20 protein-coding genes and 2 rRNA genes are annotated in these 21,077 nt (G+C 71.4%); 15 read left to right on the top strand and 7 right to left on the bottom strand.

Features of this window, described 5'->3' with window-relative positions; all coding sequences use genetic code 11:
• Positions 1–98 precede the first annotated feature (98 nt).
• Entirely contained in the window at positions 99–521 is a 423-nt protein-coding gene (locus tag ORI94_RS29095) for an ATP-binding protein (protein ID WP_266081206.1), read from the bottom strand.
• Between the two features lie 202 nt (positions 522–723).
• Between ORI94_RS29095 and ORI94_RS29090 the strand changes: the two genes are divergently transcribed.
• The 8 genes from ORI94_RS29090 (at position 724) to ORI94_RS29055 (ending at position 9,486) form a co-directional block, all read left to right on the top strand.
• Positions 724–1,575 carry a helix-turn-helix domain-containing protein gene (locus tag ORI94_RS29090; RefSeq protein WP_266081204.1) on the top strand — a complete coding sequence of 284 codons (852 nt, stop codon included), beginning with the start codon at positions 724–726 and terminating at the stop codon, positions 1,573–1,575.
• A gap of 9 nt (positions 1,576–1,584) precedes the next feature.
• Complete coding sequence (locus tag ORI94_RS29085; RefSeq protein ID WP_266081202.1) at positions 1,585–1,938, top strand: DUF397 domain-containing protein; 354 nt, start codon at positions 1,585–1,587, stop codon at positions 1,936–1,938.
• A 205-nt stretch (positions 1,939–2,143) separates the two neighbouring features.
• Complete coding sequence (locus ORI94_RS29080; RefSeq protein ID WP_042174769.1) at positions 2,144–2,452, top strand: hypothetical protein; 309 nt, start codon at positions 2,144–2,146, stop codon at positions 2,450–2,452.
• 201 nt (positions 2,453–2,653) lie between these two features.
• The gene (locus ORI94_RS29075) at positions 2,654–3,484 is read left to right on the top strand and encodes a hypothetical protein (protein ID WP_266081199.1); all 831 of its coding nucleotides are present in this window, start codon (positions 2,654–2,656) and stop codon (positions 3,482–3,484) included.
• The gene (locus tag ORI94_RS29070) at positions 3,474–4,802 is read left to right on the top strand and encodes a hypothetical protein (protein ID WP_266081197.1); all 1,329 of its coding nucleotides are present in this window, start codon (positions 3,474–3,476) and stop codon (positions 4,800–4,802) included. Before ORI94_RS29075 ends, ORI94_RS29070 begins: the two co-directional genes overlap by 11 nt.
• Positions 4,799–6,358 (top strand): SCO6880 family protein, encoded by a 1,560-nt coding sequence (locus tag ORI94_RS29065; protein WP_266081195.1) that lies wholly within the window; start codon positions 4,799–4,801, stop codon positions 6,356–6,358. The genes ORI94_RS29070 and ORI94_RS29065 overlap by 4 nt, the downstream gene beginning before the upstream one ends.
• Positions 6,359–6,371: 13 nt before the next feature.
• Positions 6,372–7,787: an ATP-binding protein gene (locus ORI94_RS29060; RefSeq protein ID WP_042174762.1), complete on the top strand. Its 1,416-nt coding sequence runs from the start codon at positions 6,372–6,374 to the stop codon at positions 7,785–7,787.
• A gap of 16 nt (positions 7,788–7,803) precedes the next feature.
• Positions 7,804–9,486 (top strand): type VI secretion protein, encoded by a 1,683-nt coding sequence (locus tag ORI94_RS29055; protein WP_266081191.1) that lies wholly within the window; start codon positions 7,804–7,806, stop codon positions 9,484–9,486.
• Between the two features lie 436 nt (positions 9,487–9,922).
• On the opposite strand, the gene ORI94_RS29050 is transcribed toward ORI94_RS29055, so the two are convergent.
• The 3 genes from ORI94_RS29050 to ORI94_RS29040 all read right to left on the bottom strand — a co-directional run bounded on the left by ORI94_RS29050 (position 9,923) and on the right by ORI94_RS29040 (position 13,036).
• A complete protein-coding gene (locus ORI94_RS29050; RefSeq protein WP_266081189.1) occupies positions 9,923–11,101 on the bottom strand; it encodes a GDSL-type esterase/lipase family protein in 1,179 nt (392 codons plus the stop codon).
• 101 nt (positions 11,102–11,202) lie between these two features.
• Positions 11,203–11,772 carry a TetR/AcrR family transcriptional regulator gene (locus ORI94_RS29045; RefSeq protein WP_266081187.1) on the bottom strand — a complete coding sequence of 190 codons (570 nt, stop codon included), beginning with the start codon at positions 11,770–11,772 and terminating at the stop codon, positions 11,203–11,205.
• Positions 11,773–12,421: 649 nt separating this feature from the next.
• Positions 12,422–13,036 carry a VanZ family protein gene (locus tag ORI94_RS29040; RefSeq protein ID WP_266081185.1) on the bottom strand — a complete coding sequence of 205 codons (615 nt, stop codon included), beginning with the start codon at positions 13,034–13,036 and terminating at the stop codon, positions 12,422–12,424.
• A 173-nt stretch (positions 13,037–13,209) separates the two neighbouring features.
• Here ORI94_RS29040 and ORI94_RS29035 point away from each other — a divergent pair, with 173 nt between their 5' ends.
• From ORI94_RS29035 to ORI94_RS29025, 3 genes are all read left to right on the top strand, one after another.
• Entirely contained in the window at positions 13,210–14,535 is a 1,326-nt protein-coding gene (locus ORI94_RS29035; protein ID WP_266081183.1) for a sensor histidine kinase, read from the top strand.
• Positions 14,532–15,185 carry a response regulator transcription factor gene (locus ORI94_RS29030; protein WP_266081181.1) on the top strand — a complete coding sequence of 218 codons (654 nt, stop codon included), beginning with the start codon at positions 14,532–14,534 and terminating at the stop codon, positions 15,183–15,185. The genes ORI94_RS29035 and ORI94_RS29030 overlap by 4 nt, the downstream gene beginning before the upstream one ends.
• Before the next feature lie 135 nt (positions 15,186–15,320).
• Complete coding sequence (locus tag ORI94_RS29025; protein WP_266081179.1) at positions 15,321–15,587, top strand: hypothetical protein; 267 nt, start codon at positions 15,321–15,323, stop codon at positions 15,585–15,587.
• A gap of 35 nt (positions 15,588–15,622) precedes the next feature.
• Here ORI94_RS29025 and ORI94_RS29020 read toward each other — a convergent pair whose 3' ends face one another.
• Positions 15,623–16,240: a TetR/AcrR family transcriptional regulator gene (locus tag ORI94_RS29020; RefSeq protein ID WP_266081177.1), complete on the bottom strand. Its 618-nt coding sequence runs from the start codon at positions 16,238–16,240 to the stop codon at positions 15,623–15,625.
• Positions 16,241–16,302: 62 nt separating this feature from the next.
• On the opposite strand from ORI94_RS29020, the gene ORI94_RS29015 reads away from it, so the two are divergent.
• The 4 genes from ORI94_RS29015 (at position 16,303) to ORI94_RS29000 (ending at position 20,721) form a co-directional block, all read left to right on the top strand.
• Positions 16,303–17,208, top strand: coding sequence for an oxidoreductase (locus tag ORI94_RS29015; protein ID WP_266081174.1), 906 nt, complete (start codon positions 16,303–16,305; stop codon positions 17,206–17,208).
• Positions 17,209–17,555: 347 nt separating this feature from the next.
• The gene (locus ORI94_RS29010) at positions 17,556–18,422 is read left to right on the top strand and encodes an aminoglycoside phosphotransferase family protein (RefSeq protein WP_323056098.1); all 867 of its coding nucleotides are present in this window, start codon (positions 17,556–17,558) and stop codon (positions 18,420–18,422) included.
• A gap of 311 nt (positions 18,423–18,733) precedes the next feature.
• Positions 18,734–20,041, top strand: a complete 1,308-nt coding sequence (locus ORI94_RS29005) for a sensor histidine kinase (protein WP_416237919.1) — start codon at positions 18,734–18,736, stop codon at positions 20,039–20,041.
• Complete coding sequence (locus tag ORI94_RS29000; RefSeq protein WP_266081170.1) at positions 20,038–20,721, top strand: response regulator; 684 nt, start codon at positions 20,038–20,040, stop codon at positions 20,719–20,721. The genes ORI94_RS29005 and ORI94_RS29000 overlap by 4 nt, the downstream gene beginning before the upstream one ends.
• A gap of 61 nt (positions 20,722–20,782) precedes the next feature.
• Here the strand turns inward: ORI94_RS29000 and rrf are convergent.
• Positions 20,783–20,899: ribosomal RNA gene (gene rrf, locus ORI94_RS28995) — 5S ribosomal RNA — on the bottom strand.
• A gap of 99 nt (positions 20,900–20,998) precedes the next feature.
• A 23S ribosomal RNA gene (locus ORI94_RS28990) occupies positions 20,999–21,077 on the bottom strand; the annotation flags it as partial.

The following is a 21,077-nucleotide window of genomic DNA, read 5'->3' as shown; positions in this document are numbered from 1 at the left end:
CGTGGTCAGTGTAGAGGCGGGCGTCCCCCTCCGGAGTGATCATGTGAGGGGAGCAACGGACGCGCCGCACGGGCCGGAACGCACCACGGGGTACGGCGTCAACCGCCGCACTCCGCCCACAGGACCTTCCCTCCCTTCACGGCCCCCACACCCCACGCGGACGCACACGCCCGCACCAGCGGCAGCCCCCGCCCGCTCTCGGACTTGTCCGGCGGGGCGGCGAGCGGCACGGCGAGCGGTGCGGTGCCGTCGAAGCCGGGCGGCACCCGCGGGTCCGTGTCCCACACCCCGACCCGCAGCCGCCCTGCCTCGGCGGCCCGCAGCCGCAGCGCGCAGGGACCGGTGGTGTGCAGATGGGCGTTGGCCAGCAGTTCCGCGGCCACCAGTTCGGCGGTGGGCACGAGCTCCCCGAGCCCGCGCGCCCCCAGCACGGTCCGCAGCGTGACGCGGGCGATGCGCGGAGCGCGGGGGTCGTGCGGGAGCTGGAGGGTGTAGGACCAGGGCGGCGTTACGGTGGGCATGGAAGTCTCCGGTCACCGTGGGCAGTTGGAAGATTGCGTACGGTTGCTCCCCAGTGGCGTGCCGATCCGTCGACCAGTGCACTTCTGAGGTGGGGCGCCACGAAGGAAGCCGGCAGTCAGGGACTATTTTCTTTGCCCCATCGGAGCTATAACTACTCTTTCCACCTGTGTGGGTGACGAGTAGTACGGAGGAGCGACGGGCATGCCCGTGAGAACCAACCCCACGGCCCGGCAGCGCCGCTTCGGTGTCGAGCTGCGCAAACTGCGCGAGCGTGCCGGCCTGACCTCGACGGAGGCCGCACGACTCCTCGGCACCAAGCAGGCACAGATCAGCAACATGGAGTCAGGCCGCCAGCCGGTCAGCGCCGATCGCGTCCGCACCCTGGCCTGCCAATACGACTGCCCCGACGAGGACCTCGTCGAAGGGCTCGCCGCGATGACCGGCGAACGCCGACGGGGCTGGTGGGAGGAGTACCGGGACATCCTGCCGACCGGACTGCTGGACCTGGCCGAACTGGAGCATCACGGCACCTCGCTACGCACCGCCCACACCTCCGGCATTCCCGGCCTCCTGCAGACGAGGGACCACGCCCGCGAGGTGTTCCACCAGGTCGTGCCGGACCTCTCACCTCCGGACCTGGAACACCGAACCTCGTTCCGCGTCAAGCGCCAAGCCGTCATCTTCCGCAAGCAGCCCATCCCCTACCGGGCGGTCATCCACGAGGCTGCCCTCCACATGAGGTTCGGCGGTCGGGATGTGGCGAAACGACAGCTCAAGCACTTGCTGAAGATGAGCGAGTACCCCAACATCTCGATCCACGTCATCCCCTTCGACGCGGGCGGCTTCCCCGGAGCCGGACAGCCCATCTACTACGTGCGCGGCCCCGTACCGGCACTCGACACCGTCCAGCTCGACCAGTCCCACGGCATCGCCCTGCTGGACGCCGACGCCCAGCTGGAGAAGTACCGCAAGGTCCTCGACCGACTGCTGGCCATCAGCCTGATCGAGATCGAGAGCCGGGCCCTCATCCACCGGATCATCCAGTCCACCTGAGAGGCAGGCATGCGCACACCTCACTGGCAGAAGTCCTCGTACTGCGGCGAAGGCGAGTCCTGCGTCCACGTAGCCGCAACCGCCCGGGCCATCCACATAACCGAGTCCGCCGACCCCAGCGGAGCGATACTCACCACCACGCTCGACGACTTCCTGACCCTTGTTCAGGTCCTCAAGGAGGAACGGGAGGTGGCCGACGGCCGGCCGGCCGGCATCGAGGTGGTCCTCGGCGAGGACAACACGGTCCGTATCCGTGCCGCCGCAACCCCCGGCACCGCCGTCACGACGGACCGGCCCAGGTGGGACACGTTCGTCCGGGGTGTGCGTGCGGGTGAGTTCGACCATTTCTTGGCCCGAACGTGATACACAGAGTGATGATACGACTCCTCACCCATCGACCCGCGCCCCTCCCGGGGACCGGCGCGCGCCGGTGACAGCGATTATTCATACAAAACCCGCCAACTAATGACGCCGAGTCGGCATGCGACGGCGCCATCGTCGGCGACAATGGGCCCTGACCTCTGCGCCAGCAGAGGCCTGGAACGACCCGACAGGGGCGGTGACTTACATGTTCTTCGCGGCCGACGAGGGAGACATCAACACCATCATCGGTGGGATCGCTCCCGACTGGGGTCCTTTCGGCAGCCTGGGCAACGAGGCCAAGGTCATGATCGAAGTGGTCATGGCGCTCGCCATCCTGATCTGCCTCGGCATCGCCATCTGGGGCGCGGCGAAGCAGCGCATCGGTGCGACGGCGCTGCGGGACACGTTCAGCGCGGAGCAGGGCAAAGGCCTGATCATCGCCGGTCTCACAGGCGTGTTCATCATCGGCTCACTGGGCACGGTGTTCACCATCGTGTACGGAATGGCCGTTTAGGGCCCCGCCCCATGCGTCCGACCGGGCACGCCCGGCCTCCCCTCAACCCCACCCGCCCGTCGCGCCCACCGCCCGAGGTTGCGTTTCCCTGATGTCGACTCATAACACCGCGCCCGCGCGGGGACCAGCACGGCTACCGTCGTACCAGGAGTACGCGGGGTACGAGGTGTTTCCGCACGACGCTGAGGGGGCGCAGGCGGTATGAGTCTCGGGGACGAGTACGAGAACACCGGCGGGTACGGCGGCTCGGGCCAGACCCGTACCCGCATGCCGGACAGCGGCGGCCAGCACGGCGGCGGGCGCAGAGGCGGCGGCCGTACGTCGTCCCGGAGCCTGGTCACGGTGGTCGGCGTGGTGGTGCTCCTGATCGCCGCGATCGCCTTCGCGAACCGTGGAGGAGACGATTCCGCATCGGGCGGGGGCGACGACTCCCCGAAGGCGGAGGCGACGGCCCCCTCGGGGGAGAAGCCGGTCCGGTCGGCGAACGCCGGCATCCCCTCAGGCTTCGCCCGGGACCGTCAGGGGGCGGAGAGCGCGGCGGCTAACTATTCCGTCGCGCTGGGTTCAGCCGACTTGTTCAACACGGACCGTCGACGCGAGATCATCACGGCCGTCTACACCCCCGAGGTCGCTGCCGCTCGGCAGGCGGACCTTGACCGGGCTTACTCCAGCGAAGAGTTCTTGGCGAACATCGGCCTCGACAAGGACGGCAAGGCTCCCGCCGGACAGACTTTCATCTCACGTGTGATCCCGGTGGGAACCAAGGTCACGAAGTCGACCGAGAACGATGCCACTGTCGAGGTCTGGTACACGTCCCTGTTCGGTCTCTCCGGCGAGAGGTCGACCAACCCGGTGACGGAAAGCTGGTACACGACCACGTACCAGCTGAAGTGGGTCGAAAACGACTGGAAGATCACGGACTTCCAGCAGAAGGACGGTCCCGTTCCAGTCGGACGCGACCAGCAAGCCTCCACCGCCGAGGACATGACGAAGGCTGTTGAGGAGTTCGGAGGGTTCACGTATGCGCGCTAACCACCACTTCCTCAAGCTCACAGCCGCTGTCGCCGTCGTACAGGCCACTGCGGTCCTACTCGCCACCCGGGCTGTCGCTGCGCCCACACCCACGCCGACCCCTGAAGACAGCAACGATCCCTGCGACCTGATCCGCGGCCCCGCCCTGGCACGCTGCGAGGAAGAGACCGACGGCGGCTCCGGAGGAGCCGGCACCCTCGACAGCCCCACCTCCGCCCTGGACCCCCTCGCCTCCCTCGCCCAGGGCTGCGCCGACGCCGCCTCCTGGACGATCAAGAAGCTCAGTGCCGCCGTCGACGAGACCGCGGCCGTGGACTACACGAACCCGACGTTCCTCAAGCAGTACGCGGTCGTCTTCGCCGCGTCGACGATCCTGACGCTGCTGCTGTGGCTGATGGCGGTCGCCAAGCGGGCCGTGCGGGGCGTCCCCCTCACGACGGCCCTGTCCGAGGCGATCGGCTTCCTGTGGCTGACGGTGCTGGCCTCGGCGTTCACCCCGCTGATCCTCTACACGATCGTGTCGGCCACGGACGGCGTCACCGACGTGCTGGCGAAGGCGACCGGCGATCAGACGAGCACGTTCTTCGGCACGTTCGCCGGCGCCCTGGAGAAGGGCGAGGACATCGGCGGCGGCCCGATCATGCTGATCGTCGTCTCGCTGGTGTCGATCGTCGCGGCCGGTGTGCTGTGGCTGGAGCTGGTCATCCGTGCCGCGCTGCTCTACGTGGGCGCGCTGCTGGGCACGGTCGTGTACGCGGGTCTGGTCGACAAGAACCTGTGGGGCCACGTCCGGCGCTGGGCGGGCATCATGATCGCGGTGATCCTGGTGAAGCCGGTCATCGTGATAGTGCTGGGCCTGGCGGGCGCGCTGTCCAACGAGGACGGCCCGAACGCGTTCTCCGCCGTGGTGTCCGGCCTGGCGATCATCCTGCTGGCCATCTTCGCCAGCGCGATGATCTACCGCTTCGTGCCGGGCTTCGGCGACGAGATCGCGAACTCGCGCGGCAACCGCCTCATGCAGGGCGCCGAAGGCAAGGCCGCGGCGGTCATGGCCTCCCCGGCGACGATGGTCGCGCAGGGCATCAAGACCCACAGCACGCGCGCCGACAACAACGGCGGCGGGGGCGGCCAGTCGTCCGGCGGGGCCCGCCCGTCCAACCCCGTCTCCGGCGGAGTCGCCGCGCACAGCGCGCGCACCTCGAACGGCAGCGGCGGAGCTGTCCCCTCCGCCGCGCCCGCCCCCCGCCGGGGCAGCCCGGTGAGCACGCCCCACGGGAACCGCAACAGCAACAACAGCACGGGAGGTGAAGGGCGTTGACGACCGAAGCCCATGTGTCCCATCCGGTCACGCCCCGCCGTACGTATCTGATCGGCCGCGCCCGGCCGAACGCGATCGTCGGCCGCAATCGCGAGACCGGTGAGATCGCGCTGATCGTCGTCGGCGCGTTCTTCGGCATGATGGCCGGTCTGCTCGTGCCCGTCCTGACCCTGCGGATCGTGCTGCTCGCGGGCCTCCCGATGATCGCGCTGGCGGCCGTGTACGTCCCCTACCGGGGCCGCACCTTCTACAAATGGTTCGAGATCAACCGCAGTTACAAGCGGACCCTGCGCCAGGGCACGACGTACCGCTCGGGTGTCGTCGAGGCGGGCACCCGGCTGGACGGCCGGGAGGTCGAGGTCGGCCCGCCGCCGGGGATCGGCCGGATCACCTGGCTCGCCGCCCCGTTCGGGCCCGACGAGATCGCCGTGCAGCTGCACGCGGACCGCAAGACGGTGACCGCCGCCATCGAGATCGAGGGCCCCGGCGTGGGCCTGCGCGACTCGGAGGACCAGGAGGCGCTCGTCGACCGCTTCGGCACGCTGCTCAAGCACGTGGCCAACGGCGACGGTTTCGTCACCCGCATCCAGATGCTCGCCCGTACGCTGCCCGCCGACCCCGACGCGCACGCCAAGGACGTCTCGCAGCGTGGGGACGACAAGGCGCCGCCGTGGCTCCAGCAGTCCTACGACCAGCTGCAGTCGATGGTGTCGACCAGCAGCGAGCAGCACCGCGCGTACCTCGTCGCCTGTATGCACTACACGCGCGACCTGGCCGCCGAGGCCAACGCGATGGCGCGCGCGATGCGCGCCCAGGGGCGCGGCAAGGTGGACCGGGACGCGGGGCTGGCCGTCGTCATGGCCCGTGAGCTGACCGACATCTGCTCCCGGCTCCAGGAGGCCGACATCCGCGTCCGGCAGCCGCTCGGCCAGAGCCGCCTGTCCTCGCTGATCCACTCCATGTACGACCCGGACCACCCGATCGACCACATCCAGGCGATGACCAAGCGCAACGCCTGGCCGGCCGAGCTCGACGCCATGGAGCCCACCTACCTCCAGGCCAAGACCCGCGAGTCCTCCACCCGCGCCCCCTGGTGCCACGCCACGGCCTGGGTGAAGGAGTGGCCGATGACCCCGGTGGGCGTCAACTTCCTGGCGCCGCTCCTGGTCCACACCCCGGACGTGATCCGCACGGTCGCCGTGACGATGGACCTCGAGCCCACCGAGGTCGCCATCGAGCGCATGCTGACGGAGAAGACCAACGACGAGGCCGAGGCGTCCCGCGCCGCGAAGATGAACCGCACGGTCGACCCGCGCGACATCGCCGCCCACGGCCGCCTCGACCAGCGCGGCGAGGACCTCGCCAGCGGCGCGGCCGGCGTCAACCTGGTCGGCTACATCACCGTCTCCTCCCGCACCCCCGAGGCGCTGGCCCGCGACAAGCGGACCATCAGGGCGTCGGCGGGGAAGTCGTACCTGAAGCTGGAGTGGTGCGACCGCGAGCACCACCGCGCCTTCGTGAACACACTCCCGTTCGCCACCGGCATTCGAAGGTAGGGGCTGAGTCCTGATGCGGGATCCGCTGTCCGTCGTCACCGACGCCTTCACGTCGTTCCTGTTCGGCAAGGTCGAGACGACACGGCTGCCGGTGCGCACCTCCACGGGCCAGGCGCAGGCCGTCTACCTCCCGACCGCCGCCCCCGGCCTCGGCGACTCCGGCGTCATCATCGGCCGCGAGGTCTACTCCGGCAAGGGCTACATCTACGACCCGTTCCAGCTCTACGGCCAGCAGCTCCCCGCACCGCACTGGCTGGTCCTCGGCGAGTCCGGCAACGGCAAGTCGGCGCTGGAGAAGACGTACGTCATGCGCCAGCTGCGCTTCCGCGACCGCCAGGTCGTCGTCCTGGACGCGCAGGGCGAGGACGGCGTCGGCGAGTGGAACCTCATCGCGCAGGAACTCGGCATCACTCCCATCCGGCTGGACCCGAGGGCCGCCCTGGACCACGGCATCCGGCTCAACCCGCTCGACCCGTCGATCACCACGACCGGCCAGCTCGCCCTGCTGCGCACCATCATCGAGGTCGCGATGGGGCACGGTCTGGACGAACGCGCCGGCTTCGCGCTGAAGGTCGCGCACGCCTTCGTCACCGAGACGATCGTCGAACGCCAGCCGGTCCTCACCGACATCGTGGAGCGCCTGCGCCACCCGGAGGCGGAGTCGGCGGAGGCGATGAACGTCGCCATAGACGACGTACGGGCCTGGGGCCTGGACGTCGCCCTGGTGCTCGACCGGCTCGTCGACGGTGACCTGCGCGGCATGTTCGACGGCCCGACGACGGTCGGCATCGACCTGGACGCGCCGCTGATCGTCTTCGACCTGTCCCACATCGACCGCAACTCCATCGCCATGCCGATCCTGATGGCGATCGTCGGTGTCTGGCTGGAGCACACCTGGATCCGCCCCGACCGCAAGAAGCGCATCTTCCTGGTCGAGGAGGCCTGGCACATCATCAACAGCCCGTTCGTGGCGCAGCTGTTCCAGCGGCTGCTCAAGTTCGGGCGGAGGCTCGGCCTGTCGTTCGTCGCGGTCGTCCACCACCTGTCCGACGTGGTGGACGGGGCGGCGGCGAAGGAGGCGGCGGCCATCCTCAAGATGGCGTCGACCCGGACCATCTACGCCCAGAAGGCCGACGAGGCACGGGCGACGGGCAGAGTGCTGGGGCTGCCCCGGTGGGCGGTGGAGATCATCCCCTCGCTCACCCCGGGCATCGCGGTCTGGGACGTCAACGGCAACGTGCAGGTGGTCAAGCACCTCATCACCGAGACGGAACGCCCGCTGGTCTTCACCGACCGCGCGATGACCGAGTCCTCCGTCGAACTCGCCGCCGCGGACGACGCCCTGCGCGCCGCCGAGCTGGAGGCGGAGCAACGGGCGGCGGCCTTCGTGGAACAGCACATCGGCGACTCCGAATCGACGGTGGCGTAGGGGGAAGGGAACCGACGTGGGACCGGACGGTCACGGCGGCGGACAGGGCCAGCCACGGAACGGCCAGGGCGGCGTCCCGGACGGGCTGCTGGTCGGGCTGCTCGCGTTCCTGCTCGGCATCACCCTGATGGTGTGGACGGCCACGGGCCTCGCGGGCCTCTTCGCCCGCGGCTCCTGGCCCCCCGGCGTCACCTTCACCCGCACCCCGGTCGCCATACGCCACCTCGTCTCCCAGCCCCACGACATCCCGGGCGCCTGGCCGGACGCCCCGGCCTCCGCCCTCTCGGGGTACGGGCTGTTCTGGGGCCTGTTCATCGGCCAGTTGATGCTGCTGGTCGTCCTCACCGTCTTCGTCCTGGGCACGGTGGCCCGGTGGCGGGCGGTGCGGGCCCGGCAGAAGGCGGAGCGCGCGGCGGGGCGCGCGGCGTCGAGGGCTTCGACGGTCTCCACGGCGAAGCCGGAACCTTCGCCGGAGTCGGTCCGGCACGAGGTACCGACCCCGAGAACGGCACCCGAGCCCGCACGGGAACCGGACCGGAGCCGGGGCCGGGACTCGGGCCGAGGCCTGGAACGGGACCGGGGCCTGGACGAGGGCCGGGACCGGGACGGGGGCCTGGAACGGGACCGGGCTCCGGTCCGGGACCGGGAACGGGCGGTGGAACCGCTCCCCGTCACGGCCCCGCCGCAGGAAGCGCGAGCCACCCCCGCCGAAGCCCTCCCGCCCCTGCCGCCGACTTTCCACGCCCCCTCCGACCCGGTGTTCTACGGTCCCCCGGAGACCCGCCGTACCACCGCCGCCACGGCCGTGCGGGACGCCGAGGGCCCCGCCCTCGTCCTCACCTCGAACCCCGCCCTCTGGGAGGAGACGAAGGACGCGCGGGCCAAGCTCGGCCCCACCCACCTCTACGACCCGACCCACCGCTGCGACACCCCGGCCCGCCTCCACTGGTCACCCACCAGCGGCTGCGAGGACAGGGACACGGCCGTCGCGCGCGCCGCCGCCCTGCTGGCCCCGGTCCGCCCCGCCTCCCGGCTCGACCAGGCCGTCAGCGACACCGCGCAGACCCTCCTGCGCTGCTACCTGCACGCCGCCGCCGTCGACGGCCGTACCGTCCGCCACGTCCACCGCTGGGCGCAGGGCACCCGGGTCCAGGACGCGGTGCGCATCCTGCGCACCAGCCCGAAGGCCGCCCCGGGCGCCGCCGGCGAACTGGAGTCGACGCTCACCGCCCACCCGGAACGCCGGGACATCGCCCAGCAGCTGACGACGCGTGCGCTGTCGGCCCTGTCGACGGTCAACGTCCGCGAGGCCTGCACACCCGACCGAACTGATGCGCTCGCCCTGGATTCCTTCGTCCACGAAGGGGGCACACTTTATGTGGTGGGTGAGTCCGTCGAGGACCCCCGCACCCGTCCGGGTGCGATGCCGCTGCTGACAGCCCTCACCGCAAGCGTGGTCGAGCACGGCCGGCGCATGGCCGAACGGTCATCCTCCGGTCGGCTCGACCCACCATTCACGCTGGTCCTGGACGACGTGGCGGCCGTGGCCCCGCTCCCCCAGCTCCCGGACCTGCTCGCCACCGGCCCGGACCGGGGCATGCCCGTCCTGGCCCTCCTCCGCTCCCGCGAACAGTCCCGGGCCCGCTGGCCGCACGACGGCCTCGGCCTCGAGGAGAACCGGTACAGCGGTTACCGATGAAGACGATCGGTTTCGCGCGACGCCTGCGGCGAGGTGCGTTCTGACGCCCGGTGCGTTCTCCTCGCCGGAGAGGTCCGTGATCCCGGTGGTGTCCACCGGGCACCGGTCATCGTGCTGTCCGGCCAGCGCGAGGGCGGGCCGGTCCGGTACTCCGGGCTCTCCCCCGGTCCTGCGGGGCTCTCCCCCGGCCCCGCGGGTCCGGGCCCGAGTTCGCTGAAGCACTCCCGGCAACGTCCGTCATCGCCCTCGGCGGCACCCTGCCGGACGGTCTCGACAGCACCGGCGCCCTCGTCGCCCCGCTCGCCGCCACCACCACCACAGCCGGCCTCATGTGCCCGCGCCCGGCAACCGGCGCCCGCGTCGACCGCGCGGGCGGGGACTCCCCCGGCATCAGCGAGGCCGCGGAGCGACCGCGGTCCGCGTGACCGCGGTGTGGTCAGCCGGTCCTGGCGGCGAAGGGGCCGCCGTCGCCGAACACGAGCCGCGCGAAGTTCTCGCCGATGCGGCGGTGTCCTGCGGGGTCGGGGTGGATCTCGTCGGGCAGTGGCAGTTCGGCGTAGTCCTTCTCGCCGTAGAGGTCACGGCCGTCGAGGTAGTGCAGGTTCGTGTCGTCGGCCGCCCGCTGTCCGACGATCCGGGCGATTTCGTCACGGATGACGTTGAGCGTCAGGCGCCCGGCGGCGCGTTCGGCGGGGTCGCCCGTGGCCTTGAACCGCAGGGTCCTGCCGTCGAAGTCGGGCACGAGGGGGCCGGGAGTGTCCTCCTGGACCGGGCACAGAGTGGGGGACACGACCAGCAGCGGCGTGGTCGGATGCCCCTCGCGGATGGTGTCGAGGAAGCCGTGGACCGCGGGGGTGAAGGCGCGCAGGCGCATCACGTCGGCGTTGACGATGTTCGTGCCGATCTTGAGGCTGATCAGGTCCGCGGGGGCGTCCCGCATCGCACGGGCGGTGAACGGGTCGAGCAGCGCGCTGCCGCTGAATCCCAGGTTGACCAGTTCCACGCCGCCCCGGGCCGCGGCCAGGGCCGGCCAGACAGCGGTCGGGTGGGAGGCGTTCGAGCCGTGGCTGATGGAACTGCCGTGGTGCAGCCACACCCTGCGCCCGCGGTCCGGTGCCGGCTCCACCGGGGCATCGGTGCGCAGGGCGATCAGCTCGGTGATCTCCGTGTGCGGAAGCCAGATCTCGACGTCCTTGTCGCGCGCCGGCAGGCCGGCGAACCGGGCGGTACCGGCAGGGCCCTCGCGCAGTTCGGCGGACTGGGTGACCATGTCGACAACCGTGCGGACGTTACCACCGGCCACTGTGGCCTGGGCGGCGAGTCGGCCCTCGACCAGCAGGTCGTACACGCCGTCCGCCGGAGCCGGGAAACCCTGGTAGACCCGCTTGGTGGGCAGCGTGTCCAGTTCGATGGTGGTGGCCCGGGTGCGGAAGGCCAACCGCACGCCGGAGGGCTGGGCCTCGGCCACGGCCAGTTGCTCGTCAGGGATCTGCCGACGTGCCCGAGCGGGCAGCCGATGCGGCAGCAGGCCGTGCGCGGTCGGTTCCACGTCGAGGAAACCGCGCAGCATGTCCGCGGTGACGGGTGTGATGACCCAGTCGTGCTCAGCGCTCATTGCTCATTGCCCCAGCCTGTTGATCAGGATTTCCGGATGGGTTCGGGTACGCGCCGGTGCGCGGCGCGGTGGACCGCCTGCGGCGGCACGGCCCCCGCCGGTCAGGGCGTGGTCCGGTTTCGCAGCAGGGCGTCGAGGGAATCCAGGATCCAGGCCCAGGATTCCTGCGAGTCGACGGCGGTGTGGCTGAAGCCCCCGGCCGCCTCCAGGCTGACGTAGCCGTGGAAGACGCTGCCCAGCATCCGGACCGCGTGCGTCTGGTCCGGCTCCGCCAGGTCGTAGCCGCGCAGGATCGCCCGCGTCATCTGCGCGTGCCGCACCCCCGCACTGGCGGCCGCCGTCTCGGGATCGAGCCTGAGCCGGGCGGCGGCGTAGCGACCGGGATGCTCCCGGGCGTAGTCGCGGTAGGCATCCGCGAAGGCGGCCAGGGCGTCCTTGCCGGCTCGCCCGGCCAGGGCGGCGGCGACCCGGTCGGCGAGTTCCTCCAACGCGAACAGGGCGATCCTGGTCCTGAGGTCCTGGGAGTTCTTCAGGTGCGAGTACAGACTCGCGACCTTGACGTCGAACCGCCGGGCGAGCGCCGAGACGGTCACCTGGTCGAAGCCGACCTCGTCGGCCAGTTCCGCCCCCGCCCGGGTCAGGCGCTCCGGGGTCAACCCTGCTCGAACCATGATCTTCCTCCCGGTCGACGACAAGCATTATGCATTTACCTAATAGCTTTAGGCAAATGGCAGATGCCGAGATCGGCCCGGGGACTGGTGAGCTCGCACGGGGAGGTGTCGCGTATGCCTTGGGGGCGCAGCCCGCTTGGCACCGTGGGTGTTCGTCGGGCTGCGTCGCCGGCCTCGAGGCCGGGTCGGCCCTCGCTGCCGGGATGTCCGAGGTCCTTCACGGGGGGGAACGCCGTGGCGAGCCACCGAACGCATCGTCCCGCCGGCCGCACCCTCCGGCGACGAGGTCTGCCGGGCGTGCCGCTCACGGCGAGGTCCAACGTGGACATCATCGGCCGGACCGTCGTGCGGCGCGCGTACGACGCGCTCGCGGACGCTGTACATGGTGACGACTCGGGACAAGTCGTGCGGCGCGCGTACGACGCGCTCGCCGCGGTCACGACTGCCGTGGACTCACCAGCCCGGGCCGGTGCGCGAGTGCGTCTTCGCACAACGGCCGAAGACTTGTTCCTTGCGAAACGGCCCATCGGCCCGGACGAGGCAGCCGCAACGGAGTACGTGCGCCGACGTGCCCGCCTTCCCGTCCTCCCCGCACGTCGTCCCCCGGCCCTTTCGTACGTCAGCCCGTGACCGGAGCAGGAGAGCGGCGTCAGCCCGTGACCGAGGCGGGAGAACGGCGCGACGGGTCCGCCGTGCCGAGGGCGACGGCCGAACCGGGCAGGGCGGCGCCGCGCAGTGCACCGCCCAGCGACTCCGTGCGGAGCGCGGCCCGCAACAGCGCCCAGCCGATCAAACCGCCGAGCGTGTTGGCGATCAGGTCGTTGATGTCGACCGACCGGCCGTTGTTGAAGACGACGTACGAGAGCATCTGCGCACTCTCGATCGCCGCGCTGGCTATCGCGGTCAGCACGGTGACGCGCCCCGCCGAGGCGGCCCGCGACGAGACGAGGGGGAACAGCAGGCCCAGCGGGACCAGCATGACGACGTTGGGCAGGGCACTGACGTCCATGGTGAGCAGGGGAAGCCAGTTCACCTGGCTGTACCAGGGCATCAGGTTCGCGTATTCGCCCCAGGTGACGTTCAGCGGGAAGACGGTGATGGACAGCACCGCCGCCGCGTACAGCACGACGGTGAAGCGGAGCACCGCGTACCGCCCGGTGCTCCCCGCCGTCCCGCGCCGCGCACGGAGGGCGAGGACGACGGCGTATGCCGCGAGCAGCGGCCCGAGCACGAGGGGGGCGCCGATCTGGAATGACACGTTCATGGTGGGGTCCTCGCAGGCTGGGCGACGGGGGCCGTCGGGCGACGACGGGTTGACGATGACGACTCTGCCGCCGGCCACACGCCTGCCGTATCTGCTGAAAGGCCGGTCCGTCGTCGTGCGGCTATGACTTTCGGCCGAGGCCGGACCGCCCGGCCTGCGGATATCTTCGGGGCATGCTGTGCTCGCCCCTCTCCTCCAGTCGTGCGGCGGCCCTCGCCAAGGCGGGGGGCGTCATCACGGCCTGCGCCGCGGTGGCGGCGGTGCTGCTGGACCTGCGGATGGGCACGTTCCGGCAGCCGGTCACCGGCACCCCGCTGCTGATCTCGGCCGCCGTGGCCGCGGTCGCCCTGGTGCTGCTTCCGCGGCTGTCGGCGGCCGGCGTCGCATGGGCCGCCTGCGGGGCGGGGGCCGTCTCGCTGGGGTGCTCGTCGGCTCTCCGCCTCCGTTCGGACGGGGCGGGGGACCTCGGCCCGGCGGCCTCGTCCGCGTACGGGGCTTTCGAGCCCGTGGCCCTGCTCGTCCTGCTGCTGTTCTCCGCGCGCCGGGTCACACCCCTGGGAGCCGGGCTCGGGGTGCCCCTGCTCACCGCCGCCGTGGTGCTGCGACCGCTGGCGATCCGGGTACAGGAGGGCAGTACGACCGTCGCGCTCTTCCTCACCCTGCTCACCAGCGCCGCGCTCGCCGCAGGGCTCACCGCCCGGCTGGTGGTGGCCGCCCGGGAGCAGCGGGACGAGCGGGTCCGGCTCGACCAGCGGGTGGACTTCGCCCGGGACCTGCACGACTTCGTCGCCCACCATGTGACGGGCATCGTCGTCCAGGCCCAGGGCGCCCGGGCCGTCGCGGCGAAGAACCCCGAGCTGGTGGAGCCCGCCCTGGAACTCATAGAGCGGACCGGCGCCGAGGCACTGGAGTCCATGCGGCGGATGGTGGGCGCCCTGAGAGAGGAATCCGGGGTCGGGGCGGGAGCCGGCGCGGGGGTTCCGTTGCCTGTGGACAGCGGGCTCGACGGGGTCCGGTCCCTGGTCGGCGGCTTCGCGTACCCGGGGGCGCGTATCCGGCTCGTCGAGCGGGGCCCGCTCGACGGCATACCGGCGGAGGTGGCGAGCAGCATCCACCGGGTGGTGATGGAGGCCCTGACCAATGTGGCCAGGCACTCCCACGGCTGCGGCACGGTCGAGGTGCTGTTGACCGCCGGGCCCGAAGGAGCGGTCGACGTCGAGATCCGCGACGACGGAGACGGCCGACGCGCCCCGGGCGGTGGGAGCGGCAGGAGCGGCAGGAGCGGGAACGGCTACGGACTGCGAGGGCTGCGCGAGCGGGTCGCCCTGGCCGGCGGAACTTTCCGGGCCGGTCCCGGGGGTGGCGACGGGGGCGGGGGCGACGACAGGGGTGGTTGGACGGTGGCTGCCTCGTTCCCCGGCGCTTCGGCCGCGTCCCACGGCGATGCGGGTGACGGCCGTGCCGCAGGCCTCCGCGCCGGGAGAGGCGGGACCGGATGACGACGATCCGTGTGCTGATCGCGGACGACCAGGCCATCGTCCGTACGGGCATGGCCATGATCCTCGCGGCCGAGGACGGCATCGAGGTCGTCGCGCAGGCCCGGGACGGCCTGGAAGCGGTCGAGCAGGTGGCCCGGCACCGCCCGGACGTCGTGCTGATGGACATCCGGATGCCCCGACTCGACGGCCTGGAGGCGCTGCGGCTGCTCACCCGCCCCGGGGTGGTTCACGTGCCGAGGGTGGTGATGGTGACGACCTTCGACGACGACGAGTACGTGCACCACGCGCTGCGGGGCGGTGCCTGCGGCTTTCTGCTGAAGGACGCCGGGCCCCGGCTGCTGGCGGAGGCCGTACGGTCGGCAGCCCTGGGCGAGGCGCTGATCAGCCCGTCCGTCACGGTGCGGCTGCTCCAGCGGTTCACCGAACCGGCCCGGCAGCGGGCCCGGCCACCCGGCGGGGCGCTGTCCCAGCGGGAGGAGGACGTCGTCGGCCTGGTGGCCCGGGGACACACCAACGCGGAGATCGCCGCCGGGCTCCACATCAGCACCGGTACGGTCAAGGCGCACCTCAGCAACATCCAGAGCAAGCTCGGCGCCCGCAACCGTGTGGAGATCGCGGCGTGGGCGTGGGAGTCGGGCCTGGTGCGTTGAACTGCTCCCCGCCCGTCGGTCGGCTCCGGTCGGCCGGCTCAAGAGCCCACGGACGACGAAGCCGGAACGACCTCGGTACTGCACTGGACTTCACGGCGTCCACGTTGAGGACGAGCGAGGCTCAACGGACCCGGCGTGAGCACCCGCGCTCCACCGCTGGTGACCGCCGAGGGCGTACCCGCTCCAGGGCCCGCCGGCTTCGGTGACCAGGTGAGGGGCGGTTCCGTCGTGACAGCCGAGTGCCTTCGCGATGACGGGGGCCGGGGCCTGGAGAACGAGCTGACGGATCGCGGAGGTCCTGCCGCGCTGCGCAGGGACGCCGATCTCGCGCCCGTGGACTCGAAGGCCGACCGGGTCCACGGGCTGTCCGGGCTGACAGCCGGGGAAGAAGAGCCACTGTGAGCTTCTGCTGTGCCCGCCCGCTTGCGTCAGGAGCCTCACGCAAGCGGGCGGGCACCGCGCAGGAACTGCTCGACGGCGGTCTCCACCAGCCCGTCGAGCAGTTCCGGCCGGACGATGTTGCCGTTGGTGATCGAAGCGATGCCCTGGAGGGTCGCGAACAGGACGATCCCGATCCGCTCGGGTTCGCCCGCCTGGAGCGCCCCCTGCTCCTGGCCCTGGATGATCAGGTCGTTCATGAGCCCGAACGGCGCTTCCGCCGCCTTGACGATCCGCTCCGCACCCGGCCGGTGCTTGCTGGTGTACATCAGCTCGAGGAGCGCCGCGTTCTCGGTGGCGAAGCGGGTGTAGGCCGTCATGACGGCCCGTACGCGCGACGGGAAGTCCTCGTCCGGGCCCGTCGGCGGGGTGCGCAGCGCTGCGTCCAGCCGGGCGAACCCGTCCTCGGCGAGCGCGTCGAGCAGTGCCTGGCGGTCCGGGAAGTGCCGACGCGGCGCGGCGTGGCTGACGCCGACCTCCCGAGCCAGGTCGCGCAGCGACAGCTGGTCCGCGCCACGCTCCCGCAGGCCGCGCGCGGCCGCGTCGAGCAGGGCGGCCCGGAGGTTGCCGTGATGGTAGGGCCTCTCTTCGGCGGCATCCGCGGTCACGTCTGACATGACCCCACCCTAACAGCGTGTATCCATTGACTACTTTGTTGTCAGCGTCTACTTTGTGGCTCATGGCACCCTCAGCGTTCTCCACCGCGGACATTCCGGCCATGACGGGCCGCACGATCGTCGTCACCGGCGCGAACAGCGGAATCGGCCGCGTCGCCGCCCGCGTCCTCGCCGCCAAGGGCGCACGCGTCGTGTTCGCCGTACGCGACACCGGGAAAGGGCGCGAGGCAGCCGCCGGGGCATCCGGCCACACCGAGGTCCGCCGGCTCGACCTCGCCGACCTCTCCTCGGTGCACGCGTTCGCCGAGGACTTCCCCGACCCCGTCGACGTGCTGATCAACAACGCGGGCGTGATGATCCCGCCCTTCTCCCGCACCGCCGACGGCTTCGAGCTGCAGTTCGGCACCAACCACCTGGGCCACTTCGCGCTCACCAACCTCCTCCTGCCGCGGATCCGGGGCCGGGTCGTCACCCTCTCGTCCAACGGCCACAAGATGGGCTCGATCGACTTCGACGACCTCAACTGGGAGCGCAGGCCGTACCGGGCGATGCCCGCGTACGCCCAGTCCAAGCTCGCCAACCTGCTGTTCACCTCGGAACTCCAGCGCCGGCTCACCGAAGTCGGCTCCCCGGTCATCGCCACCGCCGCACACCCGGGCCTCGCGGCCACCAACCTGCTGAGGTACGACGGCCGGGGACGGATCCGCCACCGTGTGAAGACCGCGGTGGCAGGCCTCCTCACACAGAGCGAGGACACCGGCGCCCTCCCCACCCTCTACGCGGCCGTCGCCGACCTCCCCGGCAACAGCTACGCGGGCCCGAGCGGCTTCATGGAGACCCGCGGCACCCCGGAACTGGTCGGCCGCTCGGCGAAGGCGCAGGACGCCGAGGTGGCCCGCCGCCTGTGGGAGGCTTCCGAAGACCTGACGGGAGTCACCTTCCCCCGCCACGCCCTCCGGACCACCTGACCCGTGCCGACAGCGGCCGTCCCGGCACCGGGACCGGTGCCGGTGTCCGGTGCCGGTGTCCGGTGCCGCTCAGCACTCGACGACCATCCCGATCTCGCGCTCGCCCGGTCTCCCCTCCAGCGGCACGGCCACCTCGGCAAGACACCACTTCACCCAACACCCTTCTGGATCAAGGCAGTTGCAGCAACGAGGCCGACGGGCAAGAACTTTCGGTCACGGTCCGGCCGCGCGGCGATCCTGTCCGGAGCCGAGAGACCTGGTGGGTGCATGGGCAGGATGCACGCGGACGAAGCCGAGGCCGATGCCGGCCTGGTCCGGCGGCTGCTGCGCGCCCGGTTCCCCGGTGGGTGGACCCGCCGATCATCCGGCCCGCCTCCGGAGGCACGGTCAACGCGATCTACCGGCTCGGCGAGGACCTGACGGTCCGGCTGCCACTGCGCCGGGGCGGCGCCGGGGCCATCGCGAGGGAGGCACGGCTGCTCCCCCGGCTGGCGCCGCTGCTACCGCTGCCGATTCCGGAGGGGGTGGCGACCGGCGCCCCGGGCGGAGGGTGCCTCCTGGCCTGGGCGGTGCACCGGTGGATCGAAGGCCGCGACCCGGTGGAGGGTGCTCTGGTCGAGCCCGAGATCGTGGCCCGTGACCTCGCAGGGTTCGCGGTGGCCTTCCGCGGAATCGTCCTCCCCGACGGTCCGCCCGCGCACCGGGGCAGGCCACTGGCCACCCAGGACCAGGAGGTGCGGGCGGCGATCGAGGTGCTGCGCCACACCGACGAACCCTTCGACGCCGACGAGATCACCGCGGCCTGGAACGAGGCACTCGCGGCACCGGCGTGGACGGGCCCGGCCCGCTGGACGCGCTCCGACCTCATGCCGAGCAATCTGCTGCTCACCGGCGACCGCGCCCCGGCCGTCATCGACTTCGGCACCGTGGGCATGGGCGAACCCGCCACCGACCTCGTCCCCGCCTGGAACCCGCTGCCGGCCCCTGCGCGGCGGACCTACCGCGAGGCGGTGGACGTGGACGACGCGACCTGGGCCCGAAGCCGGGGCTGGGCGCTGTCCATGGCGGTCATCCAGCTGCCGTACGACCGGACGACCCATCCGGTCGTCTCAGCCAACGCCCGGCACGTCATCCGGGAAATCCTCGGGCCCTTCGGCACCTCCGCACAGGAGAGGACGGGGTGCGCGACGCGCCCACACCGACGGCCCGGATGAACCGCCGGCCGGCCGGGCACCCGTAGTACCCGGGTACGACCACCCTCGCCCGGGACACCCCCCGCGGTCCGACGCCCACCGTCCTCGCGCGGACGAACATCGAAGCATGACCACGGCACAGGGACGCACCGGACACCACGGCCGCCGGCCGTGGGGGACGCGGGCGGCGGCCCCCTCGCGGCAGCGGCGGTGCCCCCGTCCCGCCGGGGCGTCTGACACCGCGGCACCCGACGTGTCCCGCCCGGTCCTCCAGTCGGTGGCCGGCTCACTTGTCCCCCTCACTCTCCCGCCCGGCGGACGGACCGACCACCATGGACCACGTGGCGACGGATACGACGAGGACGACAGCACCGGGGACGAGGGAGGCGGGGGAGGACAAGCCCACCGGCGAGCAACGCGTCGCAGAACCCCTCACCCGGTACGTCCAACGCGTCACCCGGCGGGTGCGCGCCTTCGACCGGCGGCACCCGCTGCTGTGGGACCTGCACTTCACCGGCTTCTGGGTGACAGCCGCCCTCGTCGACTACGCGGGCGACGGCTGGCGCAACGTCACCCACAACCCGGACACCCCCGGCCGGCTCCTGCTCGTCCTGAGTCTCGGCCTGTCCGTCCCTCTCCTGCGGCGCCGCACCCACCCCGCGGCGGTCCTGCTCGCCATGGCCCCGTTCGCCCTGGTCAACGCCTGGACCGGCGCCGCCCTCCAGGCGGCCCATCTGCAACTCGTCGTCGTCCACCACATCGCCCTGCGCCTCCCGCTGCGCACCCTGTGGTGGGCGACCGTGCTCGTCCTCACCCCGGTCGCGGTCTCCACGGTCCGTTACGGGGAGGGCGAATGGAGTCAGCAGATCGGCTCGCAGCTGACGTCCGTCGTCGTGGCGGCCCTCATCGGCGTCACGGTCCGCACCCGCCGGAACCACACCGAGGCCCTGGAAGACCGCGCCCAACGCCTCGAAACCGAACGCGACCAGCAGGCCCAGCTGGCAGCCGCCGCCGAACGTGCCCGCATCGCCCGCGAGATGCACGACATCATCGGCCACAACCTCTCCGTCATCACCGGCCTGGCCGACGGCGGCAAGTACGCGGCCACCAAGTCCCCACAACGCGCCGCCCAGGCCCTGGACGCCATCGGCACCACCAGCCGCCAGGCCATGAGCGAACTCCGCCGCCTCCTGGACGTCCTCCGGGACGAGGACCAGCCGGCTCACGCCGCCGAGCTGGCTCCCCAGCCCACGCTCACCGACCTCGAGCAGCTCATCAGCGGCGTCCGCGCCGCGGGCCTCCCCGTCCACACCACCGTCGAAGGCCGCCCCGGCCTCCCCGCAGGCCGCCAGCTCACCGTCTACCGCGTCATCCAGGAAGCCCTCACCAACACCCTCAAGCATGCCGGCCCGAACGCCATCGCCGAGATCGCCCTCGCCTACGGCGACCGGGGCGCCGTCACAGCCACGATCACCGACACCGGTACCGCAGCGCACCACGCTCCCGCCGACGGCCGCGGTCTCCCCGGAATGCGCGAGCGAAGCTCCCTGTACGGCGGCACACTTGAGGCCGGTCCACGCCCCCACCCCGAACAGGGCTGGCGCGTCCACCTGCACCTTCCGGAGGAACCCCCGCAGTGACCACCGTCCTCATCGCCGACGACCAGCCCCTCCAGCGCTTCGGCTTCCGCATGCTGCTGGAGAGCCAGGACGACATGACGGTCCTCGGCGAGGCGGCGGGCGGCAGCGAAGCGATCCGTATGACCGCCGAACTGCACCCCGACGTCATCCTGATGGACATCCGCATGCCCGGCATGGACGGCATCGAGGCCACCCGCCGCATCGTCGCCTCCGGCGACCGCACCCGCGTCCTCATCCTCACGACGTTCGACCTCGACGAGTACGCCTACGCAGGCCTCCGCGCCGGCGCCTCCGGCTTCCTCGTCAAGGACGCCCAGCCGGAGGACCTCCTCTCCGGCATCCGCTCCGTGGCCACCGGAGACGCGGTCGTCGCGCCCGGCCTGACCCGCCGTCTCCTCGACGCCTACGCCCACCACTTGCCGGCACCGACCGGCCAGGACCCTTCCACGCCCACGGCCCCGCTCACCGACCCCCGCCTGGGCTCCCTCACCGAACGCGAACGCGAGATCCTCACCGTCATCGGCCAGGGCTGGACCAACACGGAGATCGCCACCCGTCTCCACCTCGCCGAATCGACGGTGAAGACCCACGTGGGCCGCATCCTCGCGAAGACGGGTTCGAGGGACCGCATCCAGGCAGTCATCCTGGCCTACGACACCAAGCTGGTGGAGCCGTCATAAAACCGGCCCCAAACGCAGAAAGCCCCGTGCCGGATGGCACGGGGCTTTCCCCTCAAGAATTGTTCGGCGGCGTCCTACTCTCCCACAGGGTCCCCCCTGCAGTACCATCGGCGCTGTAAGGCTTAGCTTCCGGGTTCGGAATGTAACCGGGCGTTTCCCCTACGCTATGACCACCGAAACACTATGAAACAGACAACCGCACCGCACCCCGCCGGCACACCGACGGAACACGGGGTTGTTCGTGGTTTCAGAACCAACACAGTGGACGCGAGCAACTGAGGACAAGCCCTCGGCCTATTAGTACCGGTCAACTCCACACGTTACCGTGCTTCCATATCCGGCCTATCAACCCAGTC

Origin of the sequence: Streptomyces sp. NEAU-W12 (assembly GCF_026242095.1) — a bacterium.
GTDB lineage: Bacteria > Actinomycetota > Actinomycetes > Streptomycetales > Streptomycetaceae > Streptomyces.
The sequence above is the reverse complement of the archived record's forward strand: the minus strand, read 5'-3'. Positions and strand labels throughout refer to the sequence as shown.